The 11,528-nt window shown below is 39.6% G+C and carries 15 protein-coding genes; 10 read left to right on the top strand and 5 right to left on the bottom strand.

Annotated elements, in window-relative coordinates; genetic code table 11:
• The first annotated feature begins 5 nt into the window (after window positions 1-5).
• The 6 genes from QQK06_RS06225 to QQK06_RS06200 all read left to right on the top strand — a co-directional run bounded on the left by QQK06_RS06225 (window position 6) and on the right by QQK06_RS06200 (window position 3,461).
• On the top strand, window positions 6-410 hold the full coding sequence (locus tag QQK06_RS06225; RefSeq protein WP_284243804.1) for a hypothetical protein: 405 nt from the start codon (window positions 6-8) through the stop codon (window positions 408-410).
• A 214-nt stretch (window positions 411-624) separates the two neighbouring features.
• The gene (rplM, locus tag QQK06_RS06220) at window positions 625-1,053 is read left to right on the top strand and encodes a 50S ribosomal protein L13 (protein ID WP_206485175.1); all 429 of its coding nucleotides are present in this window, start codon (window positions 625-627) and stop codon (window positions 1,051-1,053) included.
• 3 nt (window positions 1,054-1,056) lie between these two features.
• Window positions 1,057-1,449, top strand: coding sequence for a 30S ribosomal protein S9 (gene rpsI, locus QQK06_RS06215; RefSeq protein ID WP_284243803.1), 393 nt, complete (start codon window positions 1,057-1,059; stop codon window positions 1,447-1,449).
• Window positions 1,450-1,726: 277 nt separating this feature from the next.
• Complete coding sequence (locus tag QQK06_RS06210; protein WP_284243802.1) at window positions 1,727-2,257, top strand: PEP-CTERM sorting domain-containing protein; 531 nt, start codon at window positions 1,727-1,729, stop codon at window positions 2,255-2,257.
• A 174-nt stretch (window positions 2,258-2,431) separates the two neighbouring features.
• Entirely contained in the window at window positions 2,432-2,887 is a 456-nt protein-coding gene (locus QQK06_RS06205) for a hypothetical protein (protein ID WP_284243801.1), read from the top strand.
• 178 nt (window positions 2,888-3,065) lie between these two features.
• Window positions 3,066-3,461, top strand: a complete 396-nt coding sequence (locus tag QQK06_RS06200) for a hypothetical protein (RefSeq protein WP_284243800.1) — start codon at window positions 3,066-3,068, stop codon at window positions 3,459-3,461.
• Between the two features lie 97 nt (window positions 3,462-3,558).
• Here QQK06_RS06200 and hemL read toward each other — a convergent pair whose 3' ends face one another.
• From hemL to QQK06_RS06180, 4 genes are all read right to left on the bottom strand, one after another.
• Window positions 3,559-4,839, bottom strand: coding sequence for a glutamate-1-semialdehyde 2,1-aminomutase (gene hemL, locus QQK06_RS06195; protein ID WP_284243799.1), 1,281 nt, complete (start codon window positions 4,837-4,839; stop codon window positions 3,559-3,561).
• 26 nt (window positions 4,840-4,865) lie between these two features.
• Window positions 4,866-5,885, bottom strand: a complete 1,020-nt coding sequence (locus QQK06_RS06190; RefSeq protein ID WP_284243798.1) for an aspartate carbamoyltransferase — start codon at window positions 5,883-5,885, stop codon at window positions 4,866-4,868.
• 254 nt (window positions 5,886-6,139) lie between these two features.
• Window positions 6,140-6,568, bottom strand: coding sequence for a CopD family protein (locus tag QQK06_RS06185; protein ID WP_284243797.1), 429 nt, complete (start codon window positions 6,566-6,568; stop codon window positions 6,140-6,142).
• Window positions 6,565-8,244: a chloride channel protein gene (locus tag QQK06_RS06180; protein ID WP_284243796.1), complete on the bottom strand. Its 1,680-nt coding sequence runs from the start codon at window positions 8,242-8,244 to the stop codon at window positions 6,565-6,567. Before QQK06_RS06180 ends, QQK06_RS06185 begins: the two co-directional genes overlap by 4 nt.
• A 68-nt stretch (window positions 8,245-8,312) precedes the next feature.
• On the opposite strand from QQK06_RS06180, the gene QQK06_RS06175 reads away from it, so the two are divergent.
• Window positions 8,313-9,068, top strand: coding sequence for a DUF6776 family protein (locus QQK06_RS06175; RefSeq protein WP_284243795.1), 756 nt, complete (start codon window positions 8,313-8,315; stop codon window positions 9,066-9,068).
• Window positions 9,069-9,119: 51 nt separating this feature from the next.
• A complete protein-coding gene (gene erpA / locus QQK06_RS06170) occupies window positions 9,120-9,461 on the top strand; it encodes an iron-sulfur cluster insertion protein ErpA (RefSeq protein ID WP_284243794.1) in 342 nt (113 codons plus the stop codon).
• Window positions 9,462-9,501: 40 nt separating this feature from the next.
• Here erpA and QQK06_RS06165 read toward each other — a convergent pair whose 3' ends face one another.
• A complete protein-coding gene (locus tag QQK06_RS06165) occupies window positions 9,502-9,678 on the bottom strand; it encodes a TetR/AcrR family transcriptional regulator C-terminal domain-containing protein (protein ID WP_284243793.1) in 177 nt (58 codons plus the stop codon).
• On the opposite strand from QQK06_RS06165, the gene QQK06_RS06160 reads away from it, so the two are divergent.
• Complete coding sequence (locus QQK06_RS06160; protein WP_284243792.1) at window positions 9,595-10,335, top strand: MBL fold metallo-hydrolase; 741 nt, start codon at window positions 9,595-9,597, stop codon at window positions 10,333-10,335. The two genes, QQK06_RS06165 and QQK06_RS06160, sit on opposite strands and share 84 nt — an antisense overlap.
• Before the next feature lie 97 nt (window positions 10,336-10,432).
• Window positions 10,433-11,521, top strand: coding sequence for an efflux RND transporter periplasmic adaptor subunit (locus tag QQK06_RS06155; protein WP_284243791.1), 1,089 nt, complete (start codon window positions 10,433-10,435; stop codon window positions 11,519-11,521).
• Window positions 11,522-11,528 lie beyond the last annotated feature (7 nt).

The raw sequence follows: 11,528 nt of genomic DNA, 5'->3' as shown, positions 1-11,528 counted from the left end.
TTTATATGCATTCTCACCCGCTAAAGCGCAATAAAAAGCGGCAATATCGTCTATCAAAACGGTCGATTAAAGATGAATATATTGATAAACAAATTTGGCTGTTGCATCGGGCTATGACTAATAAAATTATTAAACAACCTCAATTGACCCAACAGGTTATCGCTAAGTTGGCAGACTTTAGAGAACAAGGACGTATTGGATATAGTGACTATCTACACTGGTTGTGTTTATTAGAAAATGTCAATGACAGCCAGGCATTTAACGATGGCGTATTAGAAAACTCAAATAAAATGAAACGATTAAGGCGACAAACGCCATTTGTAGGCATTTTAACGGAGCAGGAACGCCAGGCGGCGTTAACCGCTGAAGCCATTGGGATAATTGATCACCCAGATATTTTATTTTTATAGTGATATTAAAGGCGTAAACAGAGAAAAAGATTAAAAATTATACGTGATCTCTTGGAGATTCTTCTGTATAATGCGCGCTCCCTGACGTTACAAATGTCTATTATCTCCCAAGATATAGACACAAGACTCGATACTCGAAGGGGTAAAAGCGTAGTCTTTTAACTGATAATCATACGATTATTTTTTAGTAACATTTTAATATTGGGTTTTTTAAATGAAAACTTTTGTAGCTAAGCCAGAAAGCGTACAACGCGAATGGTTTTTAGTGGACGCTGAGAATAAAACTCTTGGTCGTATCGCTACTGAAATTGCAAGCCGTCTACGCGGTAAGCATAAACCAGAATATACTCCTCACTGTGATACTGGTGATTACATCGTTGTTATCAATGCTGAGAAAGTAAAAGTAACTGGTAATAAAGCGAAAGGTAAAATTTACTACTCGCATACTGAATTCCCTGGTGGTCTTAAGCAAATTAGCTTTGAAAAGTTAATTGATAAAGCGCCAGAGCGTGCGATTGAATTTGCTGTTAAAGGTATGTTACCTAAAGGTCCTTTAGGTCGTGAAATGTACCGTAAGCTTAAAGTGTATGCTGGTGCTGAGCACAAGCATGCTGCACAACAACCACAACTTTTGGAGCTGTAAGCAATGGCTGATAATCAATATTACGGTACTGGTCGTCGCAAGAGCTCAACTGCTCGTGTGTTTATGAAAGCTGGTAACGGTGCAATCACAATTAACAAACGTGACATTTCTGAGTACTTCGGTCGTGAAACTGCTCGTATGGTTGTTCGTCAACCATTAGAGTTAGTTGAAATGTTAGAAAAGTTTGACTTTAACATCACTGTTGTTGGTGGTGGTATTTCTGGTCAAGCGGGTGCTATCCGTCACGGTATTACACGTGCATTAATGCAGTTCGACGAATCTTTACGTAGCGATCTACGTAAAGCTGGTTTCGTTACTCGTGATGCGCGTAAAGTTGAACGTAAGAAAGTTGGTTTACACAAGGCTCGTAAAAAGCCTCAATTCTCAAAACGTTAATCTTTACTGCTTTATGCGAAAAGCCGACATTATGTCGGCTTTTTTTTATTTTTTTAGTGGTGATATTAGGTAATATAAGTTTCGCTTTATGTAGTTATTGGGCTGATATCTGAAGAAACTTTCTATTCGATGTCATAATTGACAAAGTGTCAGGTTTATTTACAACAAGCTAATTTTTAACAAAGTTTTAATGTGATTATTTTTATATCTTATAGAGTTAATAGTATTGGCATCATAGATGCACTAATGAATGTAAACCGAAAAGCTAGGGTGTAACATGAAAAATTCAATAATAGCTTTATTAGCCGTATTTATGCTTTTTTTTAATGCAAGCTCTGATGCAGCTTTAATCACTGATTTACCAAGTGATACCTATATAACGTCAGCGGGTGTCGATTGGACATGGGCATCGAGGTGGGGAACCGGTAGTATATTGGCTCCGGAACTTCCTTCGTTTCATGATGGATGGCGCTTCGCTACGACTGCTGAGCTTGATTATTTATTTGAAAACTTAGTGAACCTATTTCTCAATAGTGGTGATCCGATAGAATCGACAGCCTATTGGAATGCTCCAGCAGAAGTTGGCGTTAATACGTGGGATCTTTCGGATGGTTACATTATGTCGGGACCTAACATGATGTCGTATGGGAATGGACTTGCCTGTACTGGTAGCACGCCTTGCGATACGTTTTATGTTAGGGAAGTTTCTGAGCCGGTTGATGTTCCAGCACCTGCTTCGTTACCATTACTTTTTCTTAGTTTATTAGGTTTCGCTTTAACACGACGTAAAGTTTCAGTATTAAGCTAATCAATGATATAGAAGATAAAGCCGACATTATGTCGGTTTTTTTTTGGGCTATTTTTGATACTGATCAAGGAGCATTATCACTAAGCTTTACACTCGGTATTTTTGTTCTACCTTTATAAGGGAAAAATTATAACTTTTTGTAATCCCATAACTATTTAATAGGTAAAACATATTATGAATACTAAAATTTTACAGACCCTAGTATTAATGCTTTGGTCTATCGGTGCTGTACAAGCGGTTGAGTTTGTTAATGCCGACAATTCTATTAATACTGAAATTTGTATTGCAGCAACAGTTTCAGATCAAGCGCTAAAAGCGAAAGCTAAGGAATATAAATATTCTAATATTCAAGTAAGCCAGTTTAGCTGTAATGGTTTACCAATAGACAAATTTGCGAAAAAATATCGTAAAAGTATGGATGCATCTCAAGTGAAGGTCTTTTCATTTGATAATACTACCGGCTCGATTGAAGCTGAATTATGTATTGCCGCTGCTCATTCCAGTGACAAGTTTTATGCGGTAAAAGCTGAGCTTAACCGTCCAAAAAGTTACTATGAAAGTATTACCTGTAATGATGTGCCATTAGTTAAATTTGCTAGAAAATACGGCAATAAACATTTCAAGATTTAGCCCTTATTATCATTTGTTTAGCTAAGTTGATTGTAAGTTAACTTAGCTTATCCTTACTATTTCATTGTTTTGTCTATTTGTGTTTTCCCCTATCTGGCACTAGAGTTAAAAAGTGTGCAGAGCAACACAATAAATAATAATTACTATCTACATCTACAACTATTTATGGGGAGTGCGTATGAAACATCGCTTAAGTTTTGCATATTTCAATATACTTTCTGACAACATTGTAGAGGTAGTCGTTGATGAAGGGATTGAAATGTCATTAGAAATGATCGATGAGTGTCATCACTTTATTGAAGATCATTTTAAAGAAGCGTTTGGCATGTTAATTAACCGGGTCAATAATTACACCTACAGTTATGAAGCGAAATTGAGTATAGCTTCATATCAACACTTGAAGGCGATTGCGTTTGTTTACTATTCTGAATGTAGTAAGGCGATCAGTGAGAACCTTTATCAAATCCGCTCGCTTGATCAATGGAACTATCGATTATTCTCGGGGCTAGAGTTAGGCTGGCAACAAGCATTTGATTGGTTACAACAAGAGTTGTCTACGGTAAAAGTGAGTTAAGCAATAATACCAATTTGACTAAATCATTTGTCAAATTGGTATCAGTTATTATATCGCCGTTTTACTTAGGTAAAGCGGCTTTTATTTTGCCTAATTTTTAGAGTTGAGCGAAGCAGCGATCAGCCGCAGCGAGGGTTTTTTCAATCTCTTCATTAGTATGCGCAGTTGATAAAAAGCTTGCTTCAAACGCTGAAGGCGCTAAATAAACCCCCTCTTCAAGCATTAAATGGAAAAAACGTTTGAATTTTTCCGCATCACAGGCGGTTGCTTGGTCAAATGTTGTCACTTTTTCTTCTTCAGTGAAGAAAAAACCAAACATAGCACCAACATAGTTAATCGATAACGACACACCATTGCGCTCGGCTGCCGCTTTAAAACCCATCGCCAGCTTTTCAGTGGCTTGCGCCAGTTGTTGGTGTTTTTCACCCTGGCTTAGTTCGTTCAGTGACGCTAAACCGGCAGCCATAGCAATAGGGTTACCTGATAATGTACCTGCTTGATAGACAGGGCCGATTGGTGCGATGTAATCCATAATTTCTTTTTTACCGCCAAAGGCACCCACTGGCATACCACCGCCAATCACTTTACCTAAGGTGGTGAGATCCGGTTTGATATTGTAATATGCTTGAGCGCCACCTAAGGCGACTCGGAAACCTGTCATAACTTCATCGAAAATTAATACTGACTGGTATTGGTCACAAACGTCGCGTAAGCCTTCAAGAAACCCTTCTACTGGTGGAATACAGTTCATATTACCGGCAACAGGTTCGACTATGATACAAGCTATTTGTTCGCCTATTTCGGCAAAAATCTGCTTAACCTGCTCGATGTCGTTATAGGTAACAGTTAAGGTGTGCTTAGCAAAGTCTTCTGGAATACCGGGAGAATTTGGTACCCCCATAGTTAATGCACCTGAACCGGCTTTAACTAATAATGAGTCGGCATGGCCGTGATAACAGCCTTCAAATTTTAATATCTTATCGCGCCCGGTGTAGCCGCGAGCGAGGCGAATGGCACTCATAGTTGCTTCTGTACCAGAACTGACCATACGCAGCTTTTCCATTGACGGTACCAGCTCGCGTACTTTTTCTGCCATTGTGATTTCAAGTTCGGTTGGTGCGCCAAAACTTAAGCCATTTTTAGCAGTCGAGATCACTGCATCTAGGATAGCAGGGTGGTTGTGACCGAGAATCATTGGGCCCCAGGAACCAACGTAATCAATATAGGCTTTATCATTGGCATCATAAATATAGGCACCTTGGGCGCGTTTAATAAAACAAGGAGTACCGCCGACACCGTTAAAGGCTCGAACAGGAGAGTTAACGCCACCAGGAATAATTTCTTGCGCGTGATTAAATAGTTGCTGTGATTTATCCATTATTTTGCCTTGTGATTTATTTTTTATTACAGTGATAACGCTTTAGCGCTATACCAGCAAACCGACTTTTCGTATTGGCTTAGTTTCTCTTCAACACCTAAGGTCAAAGCAAATAATGCCATACGTACCAACACGCCATTTTGTGCTTGTCGGAAAATAGCTAGGTTTTCCAGGTCGTTAAGATCATTATCTAATTCGTTCGCTTCAGGGCGAGAGTCACGAGGAAGTGGGTGCATGATCACGGTATGGTTTTTACAGTACTGACGATACACCTCTTTATTCAAGCTAAAGTGGCCGCGATACAATTCCGCCTCGTCCGGGCTGGCGAACCTTTCTTGCTGGATCCGGGTTTGGTAAATGACATCACAGGCCAGATTACCTTCAATTTTATCACTTAATATTACTTGATGGCCGGCATCTTCAAGTGTTGCTATAACGTTATCTGGCATTTGTAATGCGTTCGGCGCTATCATAGTTACCTTTACATTCTGATAAAGACTCAACAGTTTAGATAAGGAATGAACTGTACGGCCGTGTTTCAGATCGCCCATCAAGGTCATATTGATACCGTCCAGTGTTTTACCATGGGGTTTCATTTCTGATTGAATGGTAAATAGATCGAGTAATGCTTGCGTCGGATGCTCATTGGCTCCATCACCACCGTTAATTACCGGCACGCTGCTACCTTTGGCAAATTCGCTAACCGAATGCATTTGCGGATGACGCATGGCAATAACGTCGGAATAGCCACTGATAACACGAGCAGTATCAAATAAAGACTCGCCTTTTGCTAATGAAGAGTTTTCTTCACCGACGGTTTCTCGGACAAAGCCCCCCAATAAATTAAAAGCAGCACCAAAGCTTACCCGGGTTCGGGTGCTAGGTTCAAAAAATAAATTGTTTAAAATGGCACCATCGAGCACGTGACAACGTTTCTGTCGCATCGCATAAGGCGCCATTTGCGCTGATATGGATAAAATTTTAGAAATAGCTTCACGGTCAAACTGTGAAACAGAAAGAATATGGCTACCTTCGAAGGTCATCATACAATTTACCTAATATTAATATGACTTGCAGCTTGAAACCGGCTGATTTTGGGGCTGAAATATAGCACAACTAATAGCAAATTGACTAATGATTTAGTCAATTCAAAGCGCTGTTTGTGGTGTGAAAATAAATAGCATTTATCTTGATATAGACATTTTATATCAAATAAATTTTCCGTAGATATTTCACTGACATTTTCATTTTTCATAACAGCTAGCAACGAGCTAAACATATAGAAAACACTATCTGATGATTAAAATGGCTTGAGGTAAGCTAAAATAATTACCGCAAACAGAATTAGTACAGGTACTTCATTGAAAATGCGATAAAACTTGCCAGAGCGAGTATTCTGATCTGCTTGGAAGGTTTTCAGCAGTTTAAAACAATAGCCATGATAAATAATGAGTGCCAATACTAAGGTTATTTTGACATGCAACCATTTTGCAGCAACAAACCAAGCGTAGCCATATTGATAAATCAGGGCGCTACCAAATAGCACAGTAAGTAGTGCGAATGGGGTGATAAAATAGAGTAAGCGTTTTTCCATGCCTTTGAGTTGTTCGATGACTTTCGGCTCATCACTTTCTGCGTGATTAACGAACAGACGCGGCAGATAAAAAATGCCAGCAAACCAGGCAACCATAAAACTTACGTGTAATGCTTTGAGCCAGAGAATGGTCATGGGGTTATTTTTCCTTCCAATAAATATTGACGGATTTGCTCAAAGGTGACTAACCCTAAAAGCTCATGCTGAGTATCGCCATAAATAGCAACCGCACCACGTCGATACTTCACTAATAATAAATAGGCTTCTGCTAATGTTGCCTGGCTAGATAAGGGGATCAACTGATGAGCAACAATGTTTGTCTGTTCTTCGACTTGTGTTATTTCAAACCAAATAAAAGGATTGTCATCACCGGATTGTTTGCTAATGATAAAATCTTGACTGTTTCTCAGGGCTGGTGACGCTAGAATATCCTCTGCACTAAGCTGCTGATGCAAGGTAAAGTTTTCTTGCATGGTGCCAATGACCCCGATTCGTTGTAAAGATTTTTCAATGGGAGGTTTACGGTACAGTAAGTTTTGTACTTCCAGCTGCATAATAATGACAGAACGGTTATTGAGAAATTGCCCGGAAACAACACAAGATGAAGTGATGACAATTAATGCTGGGATAATAATTTCTATTTGGTTGGACAATTCCACTACTGCTAATAATGCTGCCAGTGGCGCATTTAAAGTCGCAGCCATAAAGCCTGCCATGCCCATTAAGGCAAAATCAGTATGTAAGTGCTCACTTGGTATAAAATGACCTGCTATAGTCGATGCACAAATACCGGCAATCGCGCCGATACTGATAATTGGCCCAATAATGCCACCAGGAATACCTAAACCTAAAGCGGAAATTGTCATTAGCATTTTTGCTATAAGCAGACCAAACAAGAGTTCAAATGTTTGTTCATTGTTAATGGAAAAAGTAATTGCGCCAATATCTGAACCCATGGCATATGGAATGGCAAAGCCTAATGAGCCGGTAATAAACGCAGCAACTAAAAATCGTGGAATAATATGAATATTGCTGGAATGTTGTATTAATAGTGTTAGGTAGCGGTTAAAAACAAATGCAAGTATGCCAATAAATACGCCGAGTAAGACAATAAACGGATACTCTGCTATCGATATCTGAATTTTATCAAAAAATTCAAAAGCATGAGCGGGACCGAAAACACTTTGCGTAATCATGGAACCGATAATGGCTGCTATCATCACCGGAATAAAAATATGGACCTTGTATTCCCGTAAAATGACTTCCATAACAAAAATAACGGCGGCAAGCGGGGTATTAAAACTTGCCGATATTCCAGCGGCAATGCCACAGGCACATAAGGTGCGGATGGTGTTATAAGGCAGTTTTAATACACTGCCTAAATAGCTGCTACAAGCAGCACCTAAATGAACGGCTGGACCTTCACGGCCAACAGAAAAGCCAGAGGCTAACGCAATGACGGTTCCGACAAACTGATTTAAAGTATTACGCAGCGGAATAATACCGTGGGCTACTTTTAAGCGATGTAAAACAAACGGAATACCGGTTCGTAAATACTGATACCCGGTGAAGCGTGAAAAAATCAATATCAGTAAAGCACCAATAATTGGTAAATCAAAACGACTTACTGCATCTAAAGTGGTATAATCGTCCTTTGCGCTGATGTAAAATTGTTGTAGCGCTTTGATACTAAGCGTAAATAAGATGATCAGTAATGCGGACATCGCGCCACCGATGGCGGCGAGTACGCACAATTGCCATGAGGTTTTTGGCAAGGCTAATCGTTTTTTTAGTGAGATTAACGACATCATATAAAGATTTTGCTTTATGTCAGTGTCTCTGTTGATTATTAGTTGTTGGATATCATAATACTTTTCAAATGAGTTGGTTAGCAAAAATAAATTTAAATACTGTGGTTAAACGTTTAGGTACGTTTCGCTCAGCTATTTTATTGTTACTATTGATAGTTATTTCGTTATTTTCTGGTTATCGTATTGGTAACTTTTTTCATGGCTACCAACAGCAAACTATTGCACAGCAGCAACAGCGTCTGGAAAACCTTTATGCTACACAAGCGGAGCAAGTCAGACGGATTAATACCTTAGAAGTTGAACTGGAAGTAGAGCGTCTCGCCAGTCAAAAATCACAGAAGCTATTAACAGAAATTGAACAGCAGCACTTTCAGGTCAAAAAAGAATTGGCGTTTTATGAAAAAGTGATGGCACCGGAAAAGCAAGCAGATGGCCTGGTGATTGATAATGTAGTGATTTCGCCAACAACTAGCCTTGATCATTACCGTTTTCAGGTGGTGTTAGTGCAGCAACGGGTTAAAAAACGCTATGCTAAAGGCTATATAGAGCTTTCTCTGGCGGGTAGCTTAAACGAAAAACCGTATAAACTGGCGTTAGAGAAAATAGCCAATATTAAAAAAGAAGATTTAAACTTTAGTTTTCAGTATTTTCAAATTATTGAAGGTGAGTTTACCTTACCAGAAAACTTTAAGCCGGAGCAATTATTGTTGGCGGCGGTATTGCCGAAAAGGAAGTGGCAAAAATATTATCGTATAGATGAAAATTACTTATGGCAAAATGTTATGGAAAAATATCCCCAAACTACTTCGCTAATACTTGATTAAATTAGTCAAGTTTAAGATAATTCCCTTGTTATTATAAGAGAACCACCCTTTATGTCTGATACTGAATTACCAATTAAATTTTCTGATGCTGCGGCGAGCAAGGTGTTAGCCTTGATCACTGAAGAAGAGAACCCTAACCTTAAGTTACGTGTCTATGTAACAGGTGGCGGCTGTTCTGGTTTTCAGTATGGTTTCACCTTTGACGAAAAAGTCAATGACGGTGATATGACCATAGAAAAGCAAGGCGTTACTATGGTGGTTGATCCAATGAGCCTCCAGTATTTGGTTGACGGCGAAGTCGATTATGTTGAAGGACTGGAAGGAAGTCGTTTTTTAGTCAATAACCCGAATGCGTCAACCACTTGTGGTTGTGGGGCTTCATTTTCTATCTAATTTAGAATTTCTTTAAATAAAAGCCAGCATTTGCTGGCTTTTATTTTTTATAACGCGCTAAAAACATTGCCGCAGTTTCTTGTGCTAAATGCTCTTGTTTCGCTTGATTAAAGTCATTTTCCATCTGAAAAAGTTGCGGCCAAAAAGGTTTCATCAGAGCCCGATTGATATCGAGCAATTGCCAGACATCTCGGTAGTTATCATCAGTCATGAACATTATGATCACCTTGATAAAAACTCTATTAAGCAATTGATAGCAAAAGTGGACCACTTTGTTACGCCGTTAAAAGTTGGTGACTATTTAACGAAGTGGGGCGTTGAAGCAAGTCGCGTGACTGAATTGAACTGGTGGCAGGAAGTAACGATTGACGATATCAAAATCGTTGCAACACCGGCTCAGCATTTTTCTGGCAGGGGAGTATTTGATAAAGACCAAACATTATGGGCGAGTTGGGTCATTCAAGGTAACGAGAGTAATTTATTTTATAGCGGTGATAGTGGTTATTTTTCAGGCTTTAAAACGATAGGTGATAAGTATGGTCCGTTTGATGTGACCATGATAGAAACTGGTGCCTATAACCGGCTATGGAGTGATATTCATATGTTGCCGGAGCAAAGTTTACAAGCTCATATTGATTTACAGGGTAAAGCTATGCTGCCTGTTCACAATAGTACCTTTGATTTGGCATTACACGACTGGTTTGAACCATTAGAACGGATCAGTGACCTAGCTTGGGAACATAGTGTGAAATTAGTTACGCCGATATTTGGGAAAAAAGTTTCTATAAATCAACCGAATAGCAAGCATAAATGGTGGCGTACACTTATGCCTGAACGACAACTTAATTTGATCACAACAGGCACAGAATATTAACAACTTGTTGCATTAGAAGTTTAGACATTGGGTAGTAGGCAAAGTACAATAATTGTTCGCGCCTTTGGATATAAAAATTTTAAATTTAGGAAGAATTATGACTCAGTATCAACGCGGACGACTATGGTTGGCAGAGCGTCCCTATGTTATTGCAATTTTCATTACGTTAGTTTTAGTGCTGTGGATGTTATCTGGGGTGATGCAAGCGAAAGAAATACCTACAAAGGCCGAGAAGCAATCAGCGGTTATTCCTAAGGTCAAAGTAGAGACGTTAGTAGCAACTCAGGTTCATGATACGGTGGAACTATATGGCCGCACTGAACCTGATCGTATCACCACTTTAAAAGCAGAAATTTCGGGGCAGGTGACAGAAGTTCTCGCTCAGCGTGGTTCCCGAGTAATTAAAGGGCAAGTGATTGCCCGTTTAGCGCTCAATGATTTGCAATCACAGTTAACCCGTAGTCAGGCCTTACTGAAACAGCGAGAAATTGAATATCAGGGAGCGAAAAAGCTTAATGCTGAAGGCTATCAGGGGAAGGCACAACTCAGTAGTGCGCAGGCTAATCTTGCTGCCGTTAAAGCAGATATTAAACGTTATCAGATAGCGATTGAAAATACTGTGATCAAAGCGCCATTCGATGGTGTATTAAATACCCGTTATGTCGAACAGGGAGATTATGTGCAAAGCGGTGATGATATCGCCATGATCGCTGATTTAGATCCGCTAGTGGTACGTGCCTATGTTACTGAGAATCAGATCGCTCAGTTATCGGTTGGCCAATCAGCGGACATTAGTCTGTTAAATAAACAGGCGGTGCAGGGGCGTGTCAGATATATTGCCAGTGTCGCGAATGAAGCTACTAATACGTTTAAAATTGAAGTGACGATAGATAACGCCGATTATCAGTTATTAGCGGGCTTAAGCAGTGAAGTGAATATTGCCCTAGAGCAAGTGCCGGCGATTAAAATTTCTCCGGCTTTATTGGCGCTGGATGATAAAGGTAATATTGGCGTCAAAACGGTAGCCGAGGATAAAGTTGTTTTTACACCGATTAATGTGGTTAAAAGTGAAAGTGATGGTCTATGGTTAACAGGTCTAGGTCAACAGGCAAATATAATTACTTTAGGACAAGGATTTGTCCGTGACGGCGATGTGGTTGAAGCCGTGATGGCAACGAATGAATAGGGATTTA

Source organism: Thalassotalea insulae (genome assembly GCF_030161395.1).
Classification (GTDB): domain Bacteria; phylum Pseudomonadota; class Gammaproteobacteria; order Enterobacterales; family Alteromonadaceae; genus Thalassotalea_E; species Thalassotalea_E insulae.
This window is presented reverse-complemented; position numbering and strand designations above follow the sequence as displayed.